Source organism: Stenotrophomonas sp. (assembly GCF_032103445.1).
Taxonomy (GTDB): domain Bacteria; phylum Pseudomonadota; class Gammaproteobacteria; order Xanthomonadales; family Xanthomonadaceae; genus Stenotrophomonas.
In genome coordinates this window covers 25,939-47,250 of sequence record NZ_DAMDFR010000003.1, presented here as the reverse complement: position 1 = coordinate 47,250, position 21,312 = coordinate 25,939, and the positions used below count along the sequence as shown (strand labels likewise).

The window sequence follows — 21,312 nt, the reverse complement described above, 5'->3', positions numbered from 1 at the left end:
GTGCCATGGTCCTACTGCACCCCGGCTGTTACACGCTGCATTGCGGCATGGCACCTGCCGGAAATCCTGCAGGAGCGCGCCAACGCAGGGCTTTGCGGCCATCGACGGGGGCGGCAAGGGTACGCGGAAGCGTGACGTTTAGGGGACAATGGCGTCATGAACATCCAGCTCAACGGCGCACCCCGCCAGCTTCCGCAAAGCACCACCGTCCAGCAGTTGCTGGACCTGGAACAGTTGACCCAGCGCCGGGTGGCGGTGGAGGTCAATGGCGAGATCGTGACCCGGAGCCTGCATGAGGGTCATGTGCTGGCTGACGGGGATGTGGTGGAGATCGTGCACGCGCTGGGTGGGGGCTGATCGTAGCGCCGGGCTTGCCCGGCTGCTGTTGGCGTGATGCGTAGAGCAGCCGGGCAAGCCCGGCTCTACGGGTTTAATGCGACCGGACAGATGATGCCCGCTTGGGCGATAATTCGCCGCATGACTGCTCATGCCTCCCCCGATTCGCTGGTGATTGCCGGCAAGACCTATACGTCCCGGCTGCTGACCGGAACCGGCAAGTTCAAAGATCTGGAAGAAACGCGCATCGCCACCGAGGCGGCCGCGGCCCAGATCGTCACGGTGGCCATCCGCCGCACCAACATCGGCCAGAACCCGGGCGAGCCCAATCTGCTGGATGTGCTGCCGCCGGACCGCTACACGATCCTGCCCAACACCGCCGGCTGCTACACCGCTGAAGACGCGGTGCGCACCTGCCGCCTGGCGCGCGAACTGCTGGACGGCCACAACCTGACCAAGCTGGAAGTGCTGGGCGACCAGAAGACCCTGTATCCGGATGTGGTGCAGACGCTCAAGGCCGCCGAGCAGCTGGTCAAGGACGGCTTCGAGGTCATGGTCTACACCTCCGACGACCCGATCCTGGCCAAGCGCCTGGAAGAGATCGGCTGCGTGGCGGTGATGCCGCTGGCCGCGCCGATCGGCTCGGGGCTGGGCATCCAGAACAAGTACAACCTGCTGGAAATCATCGAGAACGCCAAGGTGCCGATCATCGTCGACGCCGGCGTGGGCACGGCGTCTGACGCCGCCATCGCGATGGAACTGGGCTGCGACGGCGTGCTGATGAACACCGCCATTGCCGGTGCGCGCAATCCGGTGCTGATGGCCAGCGCGATGCGCAAGGCCGTCGAAGCGGGCCGTGAAGCCTTCCTGGCCGGGCGCATTCCGCGCAAGCGTTATGCCAGTGCGTCGTCCCCGGTGGAAGGAGTGATCGGCTGATGACCGACCCGTTCTCGAGCAGCGGTGCCAAGGCTCCGCCCAAGCCGTTCACGGTGAGCGAAGGCCGCCGCGAGATCCGCAGCTTCGTGCTGCGCCAGGGCCGCTTCACCCCGGCCCAGCAGCGCGCATTCGACGAGCGCTGGCCGCGCTTCGGCCTGGACTTCACCGGTGAACCGCGCGATCTGAACGCCACCTTCGGCCGCGATGCGCACAAGGTGCTGGAAATCGGCTTCGGCAACGGCGCGGCGCTGCGCTTCGCCGCCCAGCAGGATCCCAGCCGCGACTACATCGGCATTGAAGTGCACGCCCCGGGCGTGGGCCGGCTGCTGAACGCACTGGCCGACGACAACGCCGACCACGTGCGCCTGTACCACCACGATGCCGTGGAAGTGCTTGAGAAGGAAATCGCCGACGGTGCGCTGGATGAAGTGCGCATCTACTTCCCGGACCCGTGGCACAAGAAGCGCCACAACAAGCGCCGCCTGCTGCAGCCGGCGTTCGCGGCGCTGCTGGTGCGCAAGCTGCGCCCGGGCGGCCGCCTGCACTGCGCCACCGACTGGGAAGACTACGCCGAGCAGATGTGGGAAGTGCTGGAGGCCACCGAAGGGCTGGTCAACCGGGCTGGCCCACGCGGTCAGGTGGAGCGCCCGGAGTGGCGTCCCCAGACCCACTTCGAGACCCGCGGCCAGAAACTCGGCCACGGTGTGTGGGACCTGCTGTACGACCGCACCTGACCTGAGGCAAGGACCGCCCCGCCATGGAAACCGCGCTGACGCTGACCAACGACATGAAGCTCGTGCTCGGGCTGGTCGGCTTCACGATGGCGATGTTCCTGTTCGAGCGCATCCGCGCCGACGTGGTGGCACTGGTGGTGCTGGTGGTGCTGGGCGTGACCGGCCTGATCGCGCCGGAGGAAATCTTCGGCGGCTTCTCGGGTAACGCGGTGATGAGCATCATCGCCACCACCATCCTCGGCGCGGGCCTGGACCGCACCGGGGCCCTGAACCGGCTGGCGGCGTGGCTGCTGCGGCGAGGCCACGGGGTGGAAACGCGCCTGCTGATGATGACCACGGCCATCGCCGGCCTGAACTCGTCTTTCATGCAGAACCCGTCGGTGATGGCGCTGTACCTGCCGGTCGCCTCGCGGCTGGCGGCACGCACCGGGCTGACTCTGCAGCGGCTGCTGCTGCCGATTGCCGCCGCCATCGTGATGGGCGGTGCGCTGACCATGGTCGGCAACTCGCCGCTGATTCTGCTGAACGATCTGTTGGCCTCGGCCAACAACAACCTGCCCTCGGGCTTGGCCACCATCGAGCCGCTGCGCATGTTCGCACCGCTGCCGATCGGCGTGGCACTGGTGATCGCCTCGCTGCTGTACTTCCGCTTCTACGGCGACCGCAAGCTGGTCGAAGAGGAAACCCTGGCCAACGACGGGGTCACCCCGGCACGCACCGAAAGCTACTTTGCCAAGACCTACGGTATCGAAGGCGACGTGTTCGAGCTGGTGGTGAGCGCGGAAAGCCCGCTGGTCGGCATGACCCTGGGCGAAGCCGAAACCGTGCACGACGCGCCGCTGATGCTGGCGCTGAAAACCGGCAACGACACCCGCCTGGCACCACCGGCCGAGATGCGTATCTGGGTCGGCAGCGTGCTGGGCGTGATGGGCAGCCGCCAGCAGGTCAGCGACTTCGCGCAGAACCAGTTCCTGCGCATGTCCTCGCGGCTGAAGCACCTGGGCGACCTGTTCAACCCCAGCCGCGCGGGTATCTCCGAAGCCGTGGTGCCGCCCACCTCGGAAGTGATCGGCAAGAGTGCTTCTCAGCTGCGCCTGCGCAAGCAGCGCGGCATCAGCCTGCTGGCGATCAACCGCGACAAGCAGGTCATCCGCGAAGACGTGCGCAACGTGCCGCTGCGCGCCGGCGACATGCTGGTGTTTCACAGCATCTGGACCGACCTGGCGCAGGCCGCGAAAAGTCGCGACTTCGTGGTGGTGACCGATTATCCAAAGGGCGAGCAGCGGCCACACAAGTTCAAGATTGCGATGACCATCTTCGCCATCACCATCCTGATCGCGCTGACCTCCAAGCTGCCGGTGGCGCTGACCCTGATGACCGGGGTGGCCGGCATGCTGCTGACCGGCGTGCTGCGCATGGACGAGGCGTATGCCTCGATCAACTGGAAGACCATCTTCATGATGGCTGGACTGATTCCGCTGGGCTGGGCGATGGACAGCAGCGGTGCGGCGGCCTGGGTGGCGGGGCACACCATCGACCGTCTGCCCACCGGCATTCCGGTGTGGACGCTGGAAATCGCGCTGGCGCTGCTGACCACGCTGTTCTCGCTGGTGATCAGCCATGTCGGGGCGACCATCGTGATGGTACCCATTGCGGTGAATCTGGCGCTGGCGGCGGGTGGCAACCCGACCGCGTTTGCGTTGATTGTGGCCTTGTCGGCGTCCAACAACCTGATGACCGCTTCGAACCCGGTGATTTCGATGATCACCGGCCCGGCCAACTACACCCCGCGCGAGCTGTGGCGGGTGGGTGCGCCGTTGTCGTTGATCTACACGGCAGTGGTCGTGTTGATGATCAACCTGATGTTCTAGGCCAGGTAGACCTGCCCGTCGCGCACCTGCAATGCCACCGCGCGCAACGCATCGCCCTTGCACGGCCCCGCCACGCACTCGCCATCTTCCAGCGAGAACGAAGCCCCATGCGCGGCACATACCAGATGCCCTTCGCGACTTTTAAGGAACTGCCCCGGGGCCCAATCCAGCCGGCGACCGGCATGCGGACAGATGTTGAGCCAGCCGCGCACGCTGTCGCCGTGGCGATACAGCACGGCCGATTCGTAATCGCCGTCCAGGCACACCTCCACTTCGGCGAAGGCACCGTCAGCGATGGCTTCCACGGCGATCAGGGGCGACGGCGATTCAGCAGCGGACATGGCGTTTCACAGCGGCGAACGAGGGCGGAATTGTCGCATGCCTGACCGCCAGCTGGCCGGAAAATGAACGCAAGCCATTGATTTGAAATGACAGATTGTCGCACTTAACGTATTTTTCACTCATGCGGCCAAGTGACCTCGGATACTGGCCGCCTGCTGACTTCAGCCGAATGACCGCCATGATCCGATTCCAGTTTAACCAGTTCCGCACCCTGTTCGCGCCGCGCAAGCCGCGCCATCCGTTGGTGCGCGTTGCGGTGGGCCTGTTGGGTCTGGCCATTCTGGCCGCATTGGTGTTCGTGGGCGTGTTCGTGGGCGCGGCGATGATCATTGCCGGCGTGGCCTGGAAGCTGCTGGCCAGCCGCAAGGCGGCGGCGCGTGCGGGCGACCCGAAGATCGTGGAAGGCGAATACCGCGTGGTGCGCAAGCAGGCGTTGCCGTTGTCGCGTTGAGGCCATTGACGGTTTGAGGTTGTTGCGGACCGGCGGTCCGCCATACCATCGCGTGAACCCCTGCAACAGGACACGCGCGCATGACCGATGTAATCCCCACTCCTGAAACGCCCCGCATTCCGGTTGCCGGCGGCGGCACCTTCCCGGTGCGTCGCATCTACTGCGTGGGCCGCAACTTCGCCGACCATGCGCGCGAAATGGGAGCGGCGGTGCCAGCGGCGGATGACCGCGGTCGCCCGATGTTCTTCTCCAAGCCGGCCGACGCGATCGTGGTCGGCCATGACGATGTGATCCCCTACCCGCCCGCCACCCACGACCTGCACCACGAAGTGGAGCTGGTGGTGGCGATTGGCCGTGATGCGCCGGCGGGCGAACTGCCGGTCGACCAGGCCGAAGCACTGGTGTTCGGTTACGGCGTGGGCCTGGACCTGACCCGTCGCGATCTGCAGGCGGCGGCCAAGGCCAAGGGCCATCCGTGGGACACCGCGAAGGGCTTTGACTACTCCGCACCGGTGAGCGAACTGGTGCCGGCCGGTGAAGTGGGCGATCTGGCCGCGTTGAACCTGTCGCTGGAGATCAACGGCGAGGTGCGCCAGCAGTCGCTGCTGGACCAGATGATCTGGAACGTGCCGGAGATTCTGCACGAGCTGTCCAAGCTGTGGGCGCTGCGCGCTGGCGACCTGGTGTTCATGGGCACGCCCAGTGGCGTGGCCGCATTGAAGCCGGGAGATCGCTTCAGCGCGCGCCTGGAAAACGTGGCCGAGCGACACGGCATCATCGGCGGATGACATCGGCTGGGCTACCCTGCCTTGCCTTTTGAATGCACGACAACAGGAGAACCCGATGGGGATGCTGACTGAGTTCAAGGAATTTGCCATGCGTGGCAACGTCATCGACCTGGCGGTCGGTGTCGTGATTGGTGCCGCCTTCGGCAAGATCGTCACCGCACTGGTGGACAAGATCATCATGCCGCCGCTGGGCTACCTGATCGGCCGGGTGGACTTCTCGGAACTGGCCTGGACGTTGTCGTCCGCCCGGGTGGCGGCGGACGGCACCGAGATTCCCGCCGTGGTGATCGGCTACGGCGATTTCCTCAACACGCTGGTCCAGTTCATCATCGTGGCGTTTGCGATCTTCATGGTGGTGAAGGTCATCAACCGCCTCGCCCAGAAGAAGGAAGCGGCTCCGGCCGCGCCGAAGGAAGAAATCCTGCTGCTGCGCGAGATCCGCGACAACCTCAGGAAATGATCCCGAAAACCCCGCCCCGGCGGGGTTTTTCGTTGATGGAAAACAGCATCTTCCAGAACCATGACCTCCCGCCCATGTGCGGCGGGACGATGCTGCTACTCTCGGACGCTTCCGCCCCGTTTTGTGGAGTTCGTCCATGCGTCGCCGCGTTCTTGCCATCGCCTCCACCCTCGCGCTGCTGGCCTCGCCGGCCTTCGCCGCCCCTTCAACCACCACGCTGCCGCCGGCCTCGCTGGGCACCGCCGCGCAGCTGCGCGAGCAGGCGCTGAAGGACGACACCGGTTGGAAGGTGGTGGAATCGCTGACCACCGAGATCGGCCCGCGCATCGCCGGCAGTGAAGCCGACGCACGCGCCGTGGCCTGGGCGGTGGCCAAGTTCAAGGCGCTGGGCTTCGACAAGGTCTGGACCGAACCGGTGGAGTTCCCGAAGTGGGAACGCCGCAGTGAAAGCGCGCAGGTAGTCGGCAAGCATGCCCAGCCGCTGGCGATCACCGCACTGGGCGGCAGCCCGGGGGGTTCGGTCGAAGCCGAGGTGGTGCGCTTTGCCGATCTGGCCGCGCTGCAGGCGGCACCAGAGGGTTCGCTGAAGGGCAAGATCGCCTTCGTCGACTACCAGATGACCGCGTACCGCGATGGCCGCGACTACGGCAAGGGCGGCGCGGTGCGCAGCAAGGGCCCGTCTGAAGCCATCCGCAAGGGCGCGGTCGGCTTTGTGATGCGCTCGGCCGGTACCGATTCGCACCGTGTGCCGCACACCGGCATCACCCGCTTCGACGAGGGCCTGACCCCGGTGCCGGCAGCCGCGCTGTCGGTGCCCGATGCCAACCAGTTGGCCCGTCTGGTCGCGCTGGGCAGCACCCGCATCAAGCTCGACTTGGATTGCGGCTGGGACGGCAAGGCCACCTCCTACAACGTCATCGGCGAGATCACCGGGCGCAGCCTGCCCAAGGAAGTGGTGGTGATCGGTGGGCATCTGGATTCGTGGGATCTGGGCACCGGCGCGGTGGATGACGGCGCAGGCGTGGCCATCACCATGGCCGCCGGCCACCTGATCGGCCAGCTCAAGCAGGCTCCCAAGCGCACCATCCGCGTGGTGGCCTTCGCCAACGAAGAACAGGGCCTGTACGGCGGCAAGGCATACGCCGAAGCACACGCCAAGGACATTGCCCTGCACCAGGTGGCCGCCGAGAGCGACTTCGGTGCCGGTCGTATCTATGCGTTCAACACCGGTTCGCCGAATCCGGAAGGTTCGCGCGAAGCGACCCGCCAGATTGCGGAAGTGATGAAGCCGCTGGGTATCGAGTACGTGGCCGACAAGGGTGGCCCGGGACCGGATATCGGCCCGTTGGCCGCCAAGGGCGGTGCCTGGGCGTGGCTGGCGCAGGACGGCAGCGACTACTTCCACCTGCACCACACCGCCGACGACACCCTGGACAAGATCGACCCGGCGGCGCTGGCACAGAACGTGGCGGCCTACACCGTGTTCGCGTACCTGTCCGCCGAGGCCGAGGGTTCGTTCGGCAGCGAGGCCAAGCCGACCACGCCGCCGAACGAATGACCGATCACGACCGGGCGGTTTCCCATACATCGGGGGCCGCCCGGGTCGGGGTTTCCGGCCTGTACACCGGATCCTCGCCGATGCCACGGATGGCCTCGTAATCGCGCAGTGCCGCCAATGCCGGCTTCTGCAGCAGCAGCAACGCGATGATGTTCAACCAGCACATCATGCCGACGCCGATGTCGCCGAGTGTCCAGGCCACGGTCGCGGTGTTCAGCGCCGAATAGCTCATGGCCGCCAGGAAGGCGATCCGGAACGCGGCCAGCAGCTTCGGCGACGGGCGGTTACGGCTCAGATACACCAGATTGGTCTCGGCGGTGTAGTAAAGCGCCAGGACGGTGGTGAACGCGAACGGCAGGATGGCCAATGCAATGAACGAGCGGCCAAACCCGGGCAGCGCCGATTCCACTGCCTGCTGCACGTACCGCGGCCCGGCTTCCAGGGCGCCGACGTTGGACACGATGAACTGCCCCGTCTGCGACAGCGGATCGTAGACGTTGTACGCGCCGGTGGAGAGGATCAGGAACGCGGTGGCACTGCACACCACCATGGTGTCGATGTACACCGAGAACGCCTGCACCAGACCCTGTTTGACCGGATGTGACACGTCTGCCGCGGCGGCAGGATGGGCACCGCTGCCCATGCCTGCCTCGTTGGACAGCACGCCGCGACGCACGCCCCACTGGATGGCCGTGCCGATCATTGCGCCGAATGCGGCGTCGGTGCCGAACGCGCTGCGCAGGATCATCACGAACATCTCCGGTACCGCATCGATGTTGAGCACCATGACGATGCCCGCCACCAGCAGATAGCCAACCGCCATCACCGGCACCACCACCTGGGTGACCTGGGCGATCCGGCGCACCCCGCCGAACAGCACCAGGGCCACACCGCTGCCGATGACCGCTGTGGTTACCCAGCCCGGAATGGCCCAGGCTTCATCCACCGCGCTGACAATCGCGTTGGACTGGGTACCGGGCAGGAACAGCCCACACGCGACCAGGGTGCTGAGCGCAAACAGCACGGCGTACCAGCGTTTACCCAGCCCCCGCTCGATGTAGTACGCGGGGCCGCCACGGAACATGCCATTGCTGTCGCGTTCCTTGTAGATCTGCGCCAGGGTCGACTCGACAAACGCGCTGGCCGCGCCGAGGAAGGCAACCAGCCACATCCAGAAGATCGCACCCGGCCCACCGTAGGCAATGGCCATGGCCACACCGGCGATGTTGCCGACACCGACGCGGCTGGACAGCGACATGCTGAGCGCCTGGAACGAGGACACGCCCGAACCGGAACTGCGACCCTGGGTCATCAGGCGCAGCATGTCCGGCAGCGCCCGCAACTGGATGAAACGCGTGCGCAGGCTGAAGTAGAGGCCGACCAGCAGACACAGGCCGACCAGCACCGGGCTCCAGACCACGCCTACGACGTAGGTGACAATGGCTTCAATGTTCAAGGAACCTCCTGCGGTCAGAAGAACATGCCCAGCGCGATCTGCGGGCTGATGTAACTGCCGGTGTTGCGGCCGGCCACGCTGAACTCCACGCCGGCGATCAGCCCGACGTTCGGCGAGAAGTGGTATTCCACGGCCGGAGCCAGACTGACCACGCGGGTTGCCGGCAGACGCAGTTCAACGCGCTGTGCGTTGCCGTCGGCACCGGGGGAGTAACCACTCAGGCGACGGTCGGACTGGCGGCTGGCGGCCACTTCGAACACGCCCACCCAGCGCGAGCTGAAGCTGTACTCGGCGGCAGCGGAAACGCCCAACAGGGAGCCGGGGGCGTAGTTGCCGCGGAAGCCGTCCGGGGTGCCGTACACGCTGTTGTCGTTCAGGGCGACACGCGCCGGAGCCGGACTGGCGGTGAGCTGGGCGCGCCAGCGCAGCGGTCGGTCGTTGGGCATCCAGACGACCTGCTGCATGCCCAGGCCGAAGCTGGTGCGCTGCACACCGTCCCCCTGCGCATTGAGCGGATTGCCGCCGATGCGGTCATAGCTGCCGGTGGCGTAGCGCTGGGTGACCGACAGCGAGATGGCCGGACGGGTGCCGTCTTCGTTCGACTTCTGCAGTGCGTACTGGACCATGGCGGTGGTGTCGCCGGCGCGGAAGCCACGGCTGCGTTCGCCGGCTGCCTCCACGCGGGCCGCGCTGAGGTTGACCTGTGCGGTGACACGCTCGCCCAGACCGTAGGCGATCGGCAGCACCATCAACCAGGCGCTGCTGTCGGGGCTGTCATGGCGACGGCCTTCGCCGTCGTAGTAGCGGTCGCTGTCGGTGCGGATCAGATACGGCTCGACGTAGGCGTTGCCCTTGGGCATGCCGGCCGGATTCGGGGTGATCAGCGGGCCGGTGAAGTTGACGCCTTCAAGGGTGCGGCCGCTGGCCGAGGCCATGGCCGGAACGAACATCAGGGTGGCCAGGGCCAGGGGAATCAGTCGCGACATGGGTGCTTCCTGTGGTGTTGGAAGCTGCAATCTGCCGGGCGCTGTCGCGTTGAAAAATCATTAAATGTTCAAAGTTGGGGGTTCTGTGAACTTTGGGGGCATGTTGGTGTTGATTGCGACAATGGTTGTCGCATTTGGGTGAAAGCAGACACGCATGGCGTGTCACTACGGGTGTCGGGCACAAAAAAAAGCCCGGTCGCTGGGCGACCGGGCTACCGGGATTCGTCACACCCCACGCGGTGAGCGACACGGACGGTCCGTGTTCCGGACAACGGTGCCGCACTGCGTGGGTGTCTCTCCTCACCTACGCAATACAGTACCGGTGCTCAGAGTGGCGCATTCAACCGCCGCGCCACCATCCGAAAACTCCGAATCGCCTGTAGTCACTGCTGAATGGCAGCAGTTGGTCACACCACGCGGGGCAGCGCAGCTGCGCCACCCCGGTCAATCAACTCAGCGTGTGCGCGTACCAGTGCGACAGCAACACCGCCGTCGCCGAGGCCACGTTGAGGCTTTCCACCGCACCGCTACCGGGAATGGACACCTGCAGGTCGCAGTCCTGCGCCAGGTCACGGTCCATGCCCTCGCCTTCGGCACCCATCACATACACCAGCCGTGCCGGCAGCGTGCTGGCAAACAGGTTGTCGCCGCCCTCGACCAGCGTGGCAGCCAGACCGAACCCGGCCTGGCGCAGCTGCGCCATCGCCTGCGGCAACACCGGCAGACGCACCAGCGGCACCGCTTCGGCGCCGCCCTCGGCAACGCGCGCGGCGGCCCCGGACAGCGCCAGCGTCGCGCCCGGCGGCAGCAGCAACCCGGCCACGCCGAAATGCGCGGCCGAACGCAGGATGGCCCCGAAGTTGTGCGGGTTGCCCACGCCGTCCAGCCACAACGCCAGTACCGGCTTGCCGGCCGGCAGGCTGTCCAGCCATTCGCCCAGCTCCAGCATCGGGGCCCGCAGCACGTCGGCGACCACGCCTTCGTGGTGGGTGGTGGCGGCAAGCTTGTTCAGGTCGCCCTCTTCGACCACGCGATAGCCGACGCGGTTGGCCACGCACCATTTCAGCAGCGGCTGCAGGCGCGGAATCATCGCTTCGGCCAGATACAGCTTGCGCAGCGCCTGCGGGCGCTTCTCGAACAGGGCCTGCACGGCATTCAGACCGTACAGGCGCAGCTCGTCGTTGCCACGCCCGGGCGGCGTGCCTTGACCACCGCCATGCCCACCACCCTCACGCGGGGGCAGCGGGGTGGCGCGCGGCGGACGCGCCGACGGGCGGCGTGCGTTTTTCCAGGGATCACTCACTACGGGACAGCTCCAGCTTGCGTTGACGCCAGAAGTCGGCGTTTTTGATACCCAGCGCGTCCGGGTCGAAGATCGGGTCCAGGCCCAGCTTCTTCTGCCGTTCGTAGTCGCGCAGGGCCAGCATGGCCGGCTTCTGGATGATGAAGATGGCAATGATGTTCAGCCAGGCCATCAGGCCCACGCCGATGTCGCCCAGGCCCCAGGCCAGGGTGGCGTTGTGGAAGGCACCGAAGATGACCATGCCGATGATGCCCAGACGCAGCAGCAGCACGGTCAGCGGGCGATGCTTGTTGTGGTTTACATAGCTGAGATTGGTTTCAGCCATGTAGTAGTACGCCATGATGGTGGTGAAGGCGAAGAAGAAGATCGCCATCGAGACGAACGACGCGCCCCAGCCCGGCAGCACGGCTTCCACACCGGCCTGGGCGTAGCCCGCGCCTTCCGGAATGCCGGCCAGGCCCTGGAAGATCGGCGCAGCGCCTTCCACTGGCGAGTACACGTTGTAGGTGCCGCTGGCCAGGATCAGGAAGGCGGTGGCGGTGCACACCATCATGGTGTCGAAGTAGATCGCGAAGGCCTGCACGTAGCCCTGCTTGGCCGGGTGTGAGACTTCCGACGCCGCGGCGGCGTGCGGGCCCGAGCCCTGGCCGGCTTCGTTGGCGTAGATGCCGCGCTTGACGCCCCATTCAATCGCCAGACCCATCATCGCGCCAAAGGCGGCGTGGGTACCGAACGCGCTGTTGAAGATGATGCCGAACATTTCCGGCACGCGCTCGTAGTTGATGATCATGATGACCACGGCCATCAGGATGAAGCCGGCGGCCATGAACGGCACCACGATCTCGGCGAAGTTGGCGATGCGCTTGACGCCGCCGAAGATCACCACCGCCAGCAGCAGGGCGACCACGATGCCGATGCCCAGCTTCAGTGCGGACACCGCATCCATGCCGAAGGCCTGGCCGTCGAGCGGACCGCACAGCGCGCCGCCGCGGCAGGCGTTGATGATGCTGTCGGCAATCGCGTTGGCCTGCACGCCCGGCATCAGGAAGCCGGCGGCAATGATCGTGGCGATGGCGAAGGCCATGGCATACCACTTCAGGCCCATGGCCTTTTCAATGTAGTACGCCGGACCACCACGGTAGCGCCCTTCGGCGTCCTTGGTCTTGTAGATCTGCGCCAGGGTGCATTCCACGTACGAGGTGGACGCGCCGAGGAAGCCCATGATCCACATCCAGAAGATGGCACCGGGGCCGCCGAAGGCGATGGCGGTGGCCACGCCGGCGATGTTGCCGATGCCCATGCGCCCGGCCATCGACATCGCCAGCGCCTGGAACGAGGACACACCGGCGTCGGACTTTTCGCCCTTCACCGTGAGGCGGCACATTTCCACGAAACCGCGGAGCTGCATGAAGCGGGTGCGCAGGCTGAAGTACAGCCCCGCGAGCAGGCACACGGCGATGAGTGCCTTGCTCCAGATGATGCCATTGATGAAATGTACGGCTGCTTCCACGCGCTCTCTCCAGTCGGCGGAAAATGAAGGGCGTCCCGTCGGCTGGAAGGGACCGCCTTGATTCTCGCTGATTGGAGGCCCCACCGGTAGGTGCCAACCGTTGGTTGGCACCGTTCAGGTTAGGCGTGACCGCCTACGGACGGGGTTTCGGCTTCCTGCTTCTCCAGCTCGCGGGCCACGGCTTCGGGCGAGCGGGTATACGGGGCGAGCACGGCGTAGAACGCCGGAACCACGAACAGCGACAGGAACGTGGACACGGTGACGCCGAAGATCACCACGATGCCGATGGTGCCGCGGCTGGCCGAACCCGGCCCGCCGGCAGCGACCAGCGGGATGGCACCGACCACGGTGGCGATGGAGGTCATCAGGATCGGGCGCAGGCGGACCATCGACGACTCGACGATGGCGCGGTGCACGTCACGCCCTTCATCGCGCAACTGGTTGGCGAATTCGACAATCAGAATGCCGTTTTTGGCCGCCAGGCCGACCAGCATGACGATGCCGATCTGGCTGAACAGGTTGATGGTGCCGCCACTCACATACAGGCCGAGCAACGCGCCCAGTACGCCCAGTGGCACGGTCAGCATGATCACCAGCGGGTGGATGAAGCTTTCAAACTGCGCGGCGAGCACCAGGTACACCACCAGCAGGGCCATGGCGAAGGTCAGCAGCACCGCGCTGCCGGCGTTCTGGTACTCGCGCGACTCGCCTTTCCAGTCGATCTGGGCGTGCTGCGGCAGCTCCTCGCGGGCGGTCTGCTGCGCCCAGGCGATGGCCTCGCCCAGCGGGTAGCCCGGGGCCAGGCCGGCACTGATGGTGATCGAGCGCAGGCGGTTGAAGCGGTTCAGGTTGCCCGCCTCGGCGACTTCACTGAGGGTGACCAGGTTGGACAGCGGCACCAGTTCGCCACTGCTGGCGCGCACGCGGATCGCGGCCAGATCGTCCGGGGTGGCGCGGCCTTCGCGACCGGCCTGGACCAGCACGTCGTACTCCTCGCCGTTGTCGACGAAGGTGGTAACCCGGCGCGAGCCCATCATGGTTTCCAGCGCCGAGCCGATCGCGGTGACTGACACGCCCAGGTCTGCCGCACGCTGGCGGTCGATGTTGACCCGCATCTGCGGGCGGGTTTCCTTGTAATCCGAGTCCGGCCCGACCAGCCCGGGGTTGTCGGCCATGCGCGCCAGCATGCGGTCGCGCCATTGGGCGATTTCGGCGTACTCCGGGCCACCCAGCACGATCTGGAAAGGCTGGCCCTGGCTGCGGACCAGGCCGCCGCCGACCTGGGTGCGTACGCGCACGCCGCGCATCACATCCAGGTGCTTCTGCAGGTCCGCCGCCACGTCCATGGTGTTGGTGTCACGCTCGCGCCACGGCTGCAGGAACACGCTGATACGGCCGGTGTGCATTTCCTCGCTGGCCCCGAACCCGCCGGGTACGCGCGGGTTGGCGCGGACGATGGGCTTGTCATCGCCGACGAAGCCACTGACGATCTGCTCGACCTGCTGCACCTGGCCGACGGTGTAGTCATAGCCCGCGCCTTCGGGGCCATCGATCATGATCTGGAACGAGCCACGGTCTTCGGCCGGGGCCAGCTCGGACGGCAGCACCTTCAGCAGCAGTGCACTGGCCGCCAGCGACAGGACCATCACCACGATGTAGACCCAGGTGCGGCCCACATGCGCATCCAGGAAGCGGCCGTAGCTGGCCGAGACGCGGTCCAGGTTGCGGTTGATGAAGCCATGCAGGCCCTTCGGAGCCTGGCCGCTGTGCGGCTTGAGCAGCTTGGACGCCATCATCGGGGTCAGCGTCAGCGACACGAATGCCGACAACGCCACGGCTGCGGCCAGTGCCACCGCCAGTTCGCGGAACAGGCGGCCGGTGTTGCCTTCCAGGAAGCCCACCGGCAGGAACACCGCCACCAGCACCGCGGTGGTGGCGATCACCGCGAACGCCACCTGCGCGGTACCGCGCTTGGATGCGACCAGCGGCGGTTCGCCAAGATCGATGCGGCGCTGCACGTTTTCCACCACCACAAACGCGTCGTCGACCACCAGCCCGATACACAGCACCAATGCCAGCAGGGTCAGCAGATTGATCGAGAAGCCGAAGGCGTACAGCGCGATGAACGCGGCGACCAGACACACCGGCACGGTCACGGCCGGAATCAGCGCGGCGCGGAAACTGCCGAGGAACAGCCAGATCACCACCAGCACCAGCAGCATCGCCTCCACCAGGGTGGCGTAGACGCGATCCACCGCGGCTTCAATGAAGGTGGTGTTGTCGAAGGCGACGAAGATGTGGGTGCCGTCCGGCAGGGTCTGCCCGACCCGCTCCGCTTCGGCGCGCGCGGTACGCGCCACGTCCAGCGAGTTGGCGGTGGAGGTCTTGACGATGCCCAGGCCGATGCCGGGCTCGCCGTTGCTGCGGTAGTAAGCGCGACGTTCGGAGGACGCGAGTTCGATCTTGGCCACGTCGCCCATGCGCACAACGTAGCCGTCCGCGCCCTTGCCGAGCGGGATGGTGGCGAAGTCTTCCGGCTTCACATAGTTGCGCTCAACGCGCAGGGTGAAGTCGCGGTCGGTGGATTCCAGGCGGCCGGCGGGCAGTTCGACGTTCTCGTTGCGCAGCGCGGTTTCCACGTCACCGACGGTGAAACCGCGTGCGGCCAGCTGGTCGCGGTCCAGCCACACTCGCATGGCATAGCGCTGGCGGCCACCGATGCGGACCTGGGCCACGCCGTCAAGGCTGGAGAAACGATCCACCACATAGCGGTCGGCGTAATCGCTCAGCTCCAGCGTGTTCATGCTGGAGGAGGTCATGTTGAACCAGATGATGGGGTCGGCGTCGCTCTCGACCTTGGCGATTTCCGGCGGGCGCGCCTCTTCGGGCATGCGGTCGGCCACGCGGCTGACCGCATCGCGCACGTCGTTGGCGGCCGCTTCGATATCACGGTTGGAGGTGAATTCGATGCTGACCTGCGAGCGGCCGTTGGAGCTGCGCGCGTTGATGGTGTCGATGCCTTCAATACCCGCCAGCGCGTCTTCCAGCACCTGGGTGATGCGGCTTTCGATGACGGCCGCGGAGGCACCGGTGTAGTCGACCGAGACCGAGACGATCGGCGGGTCGATGGCGGGCAGTTCGCGCAGCGTAAGCCGGGTGAACGACATGATGCCGAGCACCACCAGCAGCAGGCTCATCACCACGGCGAACACCGGCCGCTGGATGGAGATGTTGGAGAGTTTCATCCGGCGCTGTCCACCGGAGCGGTGGCCTTCTGTGCGGGCGGCTGCGGGGGCGTGGCAGCCGGGGCGGCTGCGGGGGCGGCCGGGCTGTCACTGACCTTCAAACCGGGGCGGAGCTTACCGGTGCCGTCGACGACGATGCGGTCGCCGGCCTTCAGGCCTTCGCGGATTTCAACGACACCGGCGCGGCGGGCACCGCTGACCACGTCGACGCGCTCCACGGTGTGGTCGGGCTTGACCCGGTAGACGAAGGATTCGCGGCCAACCTGGACCACGGCGATTTCGGGAATGACCAGCGCCTGGCGCTCGGGGCGGAACATGCGCACATCCAGCAGCATGCCGGGGCGCAGGGCGTGGTCGGCGTTGATGAAGTCGGCGCGGACGGTGACGGCACGGGTGCCGGGATCAACGCGCGTATCGATGGTGGCCACTTCGCCTTCGAAGGTGCGGCCGGGATAGGCGACGCTGGTGGCGGTGACTTTGTCGCCCTGTGCGAGCGAGGCGAGTTCGGCTTCGGGCACCTGGAAGTCGACGTGCATGCGTTCGATGTCGTCGAGGGTGGCGATGACGGTGGTGGGGGTGACCAGCGAGCCTTCGCTGACCTGGCGGATGCCGAGCACGCCGGCGAACGGCGCGCGCACGCGGCGGTCGCCGATGTCGGATTTCATCTCCAGCACGCGGGCTTCGGCGGCGTCGCGGATGGCGCGCTGGGTGTCCAGGGTGGCGCTGGCGACGAGCTGCTGGGCGGCGAGTTCGCGCTGGCGCCTGTACAGCTGGTCGGCTTCGGCAAAGGTGGCCTGGGCCTGGACGAGGGCGGCTTCCTGGGCCTGGCCACGCAGGGTCACCAGCGGGGTGCCGGCGGCGACCTGCTGGCCACTTTCGAAGTGAACCTGCTCGATGATCTCGCTGACCTTGGCGGTGACGGTGACGGATTCGCGCGCCTTGGCGGTGCCGAGGGCCTGCAGGGTGTCGTTCCACGCAGAGGTCTGTACCACCTGGGTGGTTACCGGAACCTGTTCAGCCTGCCGGCGAGCGGCCTCGTCCTTGCTGCCACAGGCGGCCAGAAGGGCCAGACCCAGGCCAGCGGCGATGCGCGCGGTGATGCGTACCAACATGCAGAACAACCCCAAAGATTCTACGACGGCCGAGTGTAGCGGCCGAGCCGTGAGGGCATATGTGCCAAGCGTTTACCGGGGCCTTCACGCCTGCACGGTGACACCGGAAACCCCTTTCGTGCTGGGCTATGCGGGGCGTGTGTCGGCGTGTGTCAGTGCGTGTCGGTATGCTTCGGGCTTGGTCGCGAAGTGCAGCGTTTCGCTTGTTCCGTGCAGGGAGGCCGGCAGGCAGCCCCGCTCCGGGGTATCTCAAACCTGCGGTTCGAGATACCCGCGCATTCCACCTTAACCCCCCGCCTTCGGCGCGCCCCCTTCAACAAGAAGGGGGCTCTCCTCCAGCATGGCTACGCTGCACTGATGGGCCGTAGAGCCACGCCCTGCGTGGCTTCGCGGTGCCCGGTTCGCTCGACCCTCAATACCGGTAATTCACCTTCAACCAAGCCGTCCGACCTGGCTCATTGATGCGCACGGGATCCGCAGGGAACCCGAAATCGGCACTCCCAGCCAGATTCAGATGTTCGCTGTAAGCACGATCAAACACATTGTCGACGCCGACACTGACCGAAAGACTGTCACTGAACCGGTACGCCGCATTCAACGCAAACGTGGCAAACCCCGCGCTAGGCCCCAGATCCTGCGCCACCACATTGCCCTGCCCCGCTGCTACGCGATGCTGGTGCGCCACCGCACGAACCAACGCCCCGGCACTCCAGCGCGCGCCCTCCCAGTTGGCGGTCAGCCTCGCTTCCAGCGGCGGCATCTGCGGCAGTGCGGTGCCGTCACTGCGATTCTCGCCCCAGGCATAAGCCAGGGTGCTGCCCAGCTTCCAGCCCTGCCCGACCTGCAGTTCGGCGCCGGCTTCGGCACCGGCGATTCGGGCGTCGATGTTGCTGGCCTGGCTGCTGCTGCCCATCATGCCGCCGGCGTGATAGGTAAACAGGATGTAGTCCTGGATGCGGCCGGCATAGGCGGAGACCCAGGCGTCGAGACGGTCGCTGCGGTACTGCAGGCCGAGGTCGAGCTGGGTGGTTTTTTCCGGCTGGATGCTGCTGAACGCGTTGATGCTGCCGCCAGGGCCGCTGTCGGGCGAGAACAGTTCCCAGTAGTCGGGCATGCGCTCGCTGTGGCCAACACCGGCGTATGCGGTGAGTGCACCGCTGAGATCGCGCTCCCAGCGGAAGAAACCGCTGCCGAGATCTTCACGACGGGTCTGGCCCAGGGTGGGATTGGGCATGCCCATCATGCCGCCGCTGGCGCGCTCGTCGGTGACCTCGGCGCGGTCGATGCGCAGGCCGCCGACCCAGCGCTGGGCCGTGCCTTCGCCGAGGGTGATCTCACTGAAGACACCCCGTTGTTCAAAGCGGGCATCGACGCTCCACGGCTGCTGGCGATAGGTGTCGCGACCCATGCCGCTGCGGCTGCGGTGACGGCTGTCCTGGGCATCGACGCCGGCGACGACGGCGACGTTCTGCCAGCGCCATTCGGCGGCGACGCGGCCGCCGGTAGTGCGGCGATCGACATTTGCCGCCATTGGCATGGGCATGCTGCTGGCCATGTTCGGCTCGCGCAGGGTGTAGTTGTCCATCAGATGGTCGGCGTCGTTGTAGTAGACGTTGGCGAGCACCTTGTCCCACGCACCGGGCAGGTTGTCCTTCTCGAAGCGGGCGGCGTAGCTGGTGCGCTTGAACGCCGCACCGTCCATGCCACGTCCAGCATAGCGGGCGATGGCATCGCCGGTGCCGGCGGACAGCTCCAGCACGGTGTCGGCGTCCGGTGTCCAGCCGATGGCGACGTCGCTGTTCCATTTGCGCCATTTCGAGGGCACGACATCACCGTTGCCGTCTTTGTAGTCATCGGCTTCGGAGCGGTTGCCGTTGACCCGCACATAGCCCTGCGAAGCACCGGCGGTGAGGTCGAGTACCTGGTCGTTGCGGTTGCGCGAGCCGACCAGGGCGCTGGCGTCGAGGTCGATGCCCGGGGCGTCGAAGCGCGGCGTTTCGCGCTCGAAACGCACGGTGCCGGCGGAGGCACCGGCTCCCCAACGGACGCTCTGCGGGCCCTTGATGATGGTGAGGCGGTCGAAGGTTTCCGGGGCGATGTAGGACAGCGGGTTGTCCATGCGCGAGGGGCAGGCACCGATCAGGTTGCCTTCATTGCTGACGATGTTCAGGCGCGAACCGAACATGCCGCGCAGCACCGGGTCGCCGTTGGTGCCGCCGTTGCGGATGGCGGAGAAGCCGGGAACTGTCTTGAGGTAATCGGCTCCGTCGCTGGCCGGCACCGGTTGGCGCGGCAGACGTGGGTCGGTGACCCATTGCAGCGGTGACGAGGGTGCGGCGGCGGTGACCACCAGAGTGTCGAGCGTGCGGGCGTCGTCACGCTCGGCGGCATGCAGCGCGGGGGCGATCAATGCCAAGGACAGGCAGACAGACAGGCGCGTGAATGCGCCCGGGTTACGGGAAGCAAACGTCATGTTGGAACTCCAGGAACACGCGGAGGTGCACGCCGCCGGAACGGCAGCGCACAGCAGAAAAATCAGTGGGCGGTGTTCAGGCGTTCAGTGGCGGACCGCGGGCGGCGTGGGCGGGCCAGCGCAGGCTGCGCGGTGCCAGGACGGTGCGTAGCACCGGGGGCGCGATGCGCGGCAAGGCCGGCAGCAGCACCAGGATGACCGCCAGCCACGGCATCAGCCGTGACGCCATCATGCAGTATTCGCAGGCCTCACCATGCCCGGCGTGGGGGTCCAGCGGTGGCGCGGGTTCGGCCGGCATCGCGTGATGCGCGTGATCCGGCATGGCATGCGATGCACCGTGATGCATTGCCGCGTGGTCGTGCATCGGTGGCGGTGAATCGGCGTTGGGCAAGGCAGGCATGACATGCGCCATGCCGCTGGGCATCAGCATCACCGGGTCACCGTGCGCCTGCTGCCAGCGGCTCAGCAGCGGAGCCAGCGCCATCAGCAGCGTCGCCACAAAGGCGAGCTGTAGCAGGAAGGCATAGGGACGGCGACGGCGGTTCACCGGGGAATTGTAGCGACCGCGATGCGGCCGAACGCCGCGTGCGACCAAGCGTCGCAGGGCCGGGCAACGGCACGTTGGGGCCCGGACCGGTTGCGCGGGCAAACCATCGCCGTCGCTAGACGGTGATGGTTTGCGTCAGCTCTTCCCACGTGGGCGGCACCGGCCAGTTCGCCTCCTGGTTCCCATCAATCACCCGGCGCAGGTCGCGCGTGTCGATCTGCGGGGCCAGCACGTGCACCAGCTCCAGCGCGTAATCACGCAGCACCCGGTCGCGCGGCAACACTGCCCAGGCAATGCATTCATCAATCGGAGCCGGGGCCGGCCACGCGCGCAGGTCTTCATCGCTGGCATTGACCGCCATTTCCGCCAGCAGGCCCACACCCAGACCGGTGCGCACATAGGTCTTGATCAGGTCGGCATCCAGCGCGGTCAACGCGATGTCGGGGGTCAGCCCGGAGGCCGCAAACGCGCGCTGCAGCGACGAACTGCCGCGCGTGGACGACTCGTAGCTGATCAGCGGCTGCCCGGCCAGCGCATTCAGGTCCGGCGCGGCACCCGGGCGGTCCAGCGCATGCCCGCGCGGCACCAGCACCAGCCGCCGCCAGCGGTACAGCGGAATGGCCAGCCCGGCGGTAGGTTCGGCCCCGGCGGTGGAGATGATGGCGATATCGGCATCGCCCTGGCTGAGCAGATCCAGCGCGTCGCTCTCGGCCGCCTGCTGCAGGTGCACGCTGACCTGCGGGTAGGCCTGCTTGATCCGTGCCACCGCCGGCGGCAGCACGAAGCGGGCCTGGGTGTGGGTGGTGGTCAGAATCAGCTGGCCCTGGCTTTCGCGGCGCTGGTTGGCGGCGTAGGTGCGGATGTTGTTGGCCTCGGCCAGTACCGCGCGGGCGCGGCCGATCACCTCCACCCCGGCCGGGGTCACGGCCTCCAGGCTGCGCCCTTTACGTACAAACAACAGGAACCCCAGTTCGTCCTCCAGCTGCTTGAGCTGCTTGGACAGGCCCGGCTGGGTGGCATGCACCCGCGAGGCGGCCAGGGTGATGTTGAGCTCGGCGTCGGCGATGGCGACCAGGTAACGGAGTTGGGTCAGCGTCATGGGCGTGCCGCAGGCAGGGAAAGGGACGGCATGACTGTAAGACAGTTGCCGTCACCAGCTTATAACCAAACGTTGTTTATGAAGGTAATCAGGTCATTTCGCGCG

At 66.5% G+C, this 21,312-nt stretch carries 18 protein-coding genes; 8 read left to right on the top strand and 10 right to left on the bottom strand.

Features of this window, described 5'->3' with window-relative positions:
- Positions 1-156: 156 nt before the first annotated feature.
- The 4 genes from thiS (at position 157) to RT551_RS01905 (ending at position 3,877) form a co-directional block, all read left to right on the top strand.
- The gene (gene thiS, locus RT551_RS01920) at positions 157-357 is read left to right on the top strand and encodes a sulfur carrier protein ThiS (RefSeq protein WP_313455326.1); all 201 of its coding nucleotides are present in this window, start codon (positions 157-159) and stop codon (positions 355-357) included.
- Between the two features lie 120 nt (positions 358-477).
- Positions 478-1,272, top strand: coding sequence for a thiazole synthase (locus tag RT551_RS01915; RefSeq protein WP_313455325.1), 795 nt, complete (start codon positions 478-480; stop codon positions 1,270-1,272).
- Complete coding sequence (gene trmB, locus RT551_RS01910) at positions 1,272-2,006, top strand: tRNA (guanosine(46)-N7)-methyltransferase TrmB (protein WP_311192398.1); 735 nt, start codon at positions 1,272-1,274, stop codon at positions 2,004-2,006. Before RT551_RS01915 ends, trmB begins: the two co-directional genes overlap by 1 nt.
- A 23-nt stretch (positions 2,007-2,029) precedes the next feature.
- Positions 2,030-3,877, top strand: coding sequence for an SLC13 family permease (locus tag RT551_RS01905; protein WP_313455323.1), 1,848 nt, complete (start codon positions 2,030-2,032; stop codon positions 3,875-3,877).
- Here the strand turns inward: RT551_RS01905 and RT551_RS01900 are convergent.
- Positions 3,874-4,218, bottom strand: coding sequence for a Rieske 2Fe-2S domain-containing protein (locus tag RT551_RS01900; protein WP_313455322.1), 345 nt, complete (start codon positions 4,216-4,218; stop codon positions 3,874-3,876). The genes RT551_RS01905 and RT551_RS01900 overlap by 4 nt on opposite strands.
- Positions 4,219-4,397: 179 nt before the next feature.
- Here RT551_RS01900 and RT551_RS01895 point away from each other — a divergent pair, with 179 nt between their 5' ends.
- The 4 genes from RT551_RS01895 (at position 4,398) to RT551_RS01880 (ending at position 7,476) form a co-directional block, all read left to right on the top strand.
- Positions 4,398-4,670, top strand: a complete 273-nt coding sequence (locus tag RT551_RS01895; protein ID WP_311192401.1) for a hypothetical protein — start codon at positions 4,398-4,400, stop codon at positions 4,668-4,670.
- Between the two features lie 80 nt (positions 4,671-4,750).
- On the top strand, positions 4,751-5,458 hold the full coding sequence (locus RT551_RS01890; RefSeq protein ID WP_313455320.1) for a fumarylacetoacetate hydrolase family protein: 708 nt from the start codon (positions 4,751-4,753) through the stop codon (positions 5,456-5,458).
- Between the two features lie 55 nt (positions 5,459-5,513).
- Positions 5,514-5,918, top strand: a complete 405-nt coding sequence (gene mscL, locus RT551_RS01885) for a large-conductance mechanosensitive channel protein MscL (protein WP_313455318.1) — start codon at positions 5,514-5,516, stop codon at positions 5,916-5,918.
- A 136-nt stretch (positions 5,919-6,054) separates the two neighbouring features.
- Complete coding sequence (locus tag RT551_RS01880) at positions 6,055-7,476, top strand: M20/M25/M40 family metallo-hydrolase (RefSeq protein WP_313455317.1); 1,422 nt, start codon at positions 6,055-6,057, stop codon at positions 7,474-7,476.
- 4 nt (positions 7,477-7,480) lie between these two features.
- Here the strand turns inward: RT551_RS01880 and RT551_RS01875 are convergent, their stop codons facing one another.
- From RT551_RS01875 to RT551_RS01835, 9 genes are all read right to left on the bottom strand, one after another.
- Positions 7,481-8,932 (bottom strand): alanine/glycine:cation symporter family protein, encoded by a 1,452-nt coding sequence (locus RT551_RS01875; protein WP_313455316.1) that lies wholly within the window; start codon positions 8,930-8,932, stop codon positions 7,481-7,483.
- Between the two features lie 14 nt (positions 8,933-8,946).
- Positions 8,947-9,918 carry a hypothetical protein gene (locus tag RT551_RS01870; protein ID WP_313455314.1) on the bottom strand — a complete coding sequence of 324 codons (972 nt, stop codon included), beginning with the start codon at positions 9,916-9,918 and terminating at the stop codon, positions 8,947-8,949.
- A gap of 448 nt (positions 9,919-10,366) precedes the next feature.
- Entirely contained in the window at positions 10,367-11,161 is a 795-nt protein-coding gene (locus tag RT551_RS01865) for a TrmH family RNA methyltransferase (protein WP_313455467.1), read from the bottom strand.
- Positions 11,162-11,213: 52 nt separating this feature from the next.
- Complete coding sequence (locus tag RT551_RS01860) at positions 11,214-12,731, bottom strand: alanine/glycine:cation symporter family protein (protein ID WP_313455313.1); 1,518 nt, start codon at positions 12,729-12,731, stop codon at positions 11,214-11,216.
- Between the two features lie 119 nt (positions 12,732-12,850).
- Entirely contained in the window at positions 12,851-15,976 is a 3,126-nt protein-coding gene (locus RT551_RS01855; protein WP_313455311.1) for an efflux RND transporter permease subunit, read from the bottom strand.
- Entirely contained in the window at positions 15,973-17,088 is a 1,116-nt protein-coding gene (locus RT551_RS01850; protein ID WP_313455309.1) for an efflux RND transporter periplasmic adaptor subunit, read from the bottom strand. The genes RT551_RS01855 and RT551_RS01850 overlap by 4 nt, the downstream gene beginning before the upstream one ends.
- A gap of 412 nt (positions 17,089-17,500) precedes the next feature.
- On the bottom strand, positions 17,501-19,561 hold the full coding sequence (locus RT551_RS01845) for a TonB-dependent copper receptor (protein ID WP_313455308.1): 2,061 nt from the start codon (positions 19,559-19,561) through the stop codon (positions 17,501-17,503).
- A gap of 76 nt (positions 19,562-19,637) precedes the next feature.
- Positions 19,638-20,045, bottom strand: a complete 408-nt coding sequence (locus tag RT551_RS01840; protein WP_313455465.1) for a hypothetical protein — start codon at positions 20,043-20,045, stop codon at positions 19,638-19,640.
- A 178-nt stretch (positions 20,046-20,223) separates the two neighbouring features.
- On the bottom strand, positions 20,224-21,207 hold the full coding sequence (locus RT551_RS01835) for a LysR family transcriptional regulator (protein WP_313455307.1): 984 nt from the start codon (positions 21,205-21,207) through the stop codon (positions 20,224-20,226).
- Positions 21,208-21,312: the final 105 nt, after the last annotated feature.

Excerpts from the sequence above, each read along its gene's own strand:
- RT551_RS01880 (WP_313455317.1), top strand. The coding sequence starts at position 6,055 with ATGCGTCGCCGCGTTCTTGCCATCGCCTCCACCCTCGCGCTGCTGGCC.
- RT551_RS01905 (WP_313455323.1), top strand. The coding sequence starts at position 2,030 with ATGGAAACCGCGCTGACGCTGACCAACGACATGAAGCTCGTGCTCGGG.
- RT551_RS01900 (WP_313455322.1), bottom strand. The coding sequence starts at position 4,218 with ATGTCCGCTGCTGAATCGCCGTCGCCCCTGATCGCCGTGGAAGCCATC.
- RT551_RS01890 (WP_313455320.1), top strand. The coding sequence starts at position 4,751 with ATGACCGATGTAATCCCCACTCCTGAAACGCCCCGCATTCCGGTTGCC.
- mscL (WP_313455318.1), top strand. The coding sequence starts at position 5,514 with ATGGGGATGCTGACTGAGTTCAAGGAATTTGCCATGCGTGGCAACGTC.
- thiS (WP_313455326.1), top strand. The coding sequence starts at position 157 with ATGAACATCCAGCTCAACGGCGCACCCCGCCAGCTTCCGCAAAGCACC.
- RT551_RS01870 (WP_313455314.1), bottom strand. The coding sequence starts at position 9,918 with ATGTCGCGACTGATTCCCCTGGCCCTGGCCACCCTGATGTTCGTTCCG.
- RT551_RS01845 (WP_313455308.1), bottom strand. The coding sequence starts at position 19,561 with ATGACGTTTGCTTCCCGTAACCCGGGCGCATTCACGCGCCTGTCTGTC.
- RT551_RS01850 (WP_313455309.1), bottom strand. The coding sequence starts at position 17,088 with ATGTTGGTACGCATCACCGCGCGCATCGCCGCTGGCCTGGGTCTGGCC.
- RT551_RS01895 (WP_311192401.1), top strand. The coding sequence starts at position 4,398 with ATGATCCGATTCCAGTTTAACCAGTTCCGCACCCTGTTCGCGCCGCGC.
- RT551_RS01915 (WP_313455325.1), top strand. The coding sequence starts at position 478 with ATGACTGCTCATGCCTCCCCCGATTCGCTGGTGATTGCCGGCAAGACC.
- trmB (WP_311192398.1), top strand. The coding sequence starts at position 1,272 with ATGACCGACCCGTTCTCGAGCAGCGGTGCCAAGGCTCCGCCCAAGCCG.
- RT551_RS01840 (WP_313455465.1), bottom strand. The coding sequence starts at position 20,045 with ATGGCGCTGGCTCCGCTGCTGAGCCGCTGGCAGCAGGCGCACGGTGAC.
- RT551_RS01835 (WP_313455307.1), bottom strand. The coding sequence starts at position 21,207 with ATGACGCTGACCCAACTCCGTTACCTGGTCGCCATCGCCGACGCCGAG.
- RT551_RS01855 (WP_313455311.1), bottom strand. The coding sequence starts at position 15,976 with ATGAAACTCTCCAACATCTCCATCCAGCGGCCGGTGTTCGCCGTGGTG.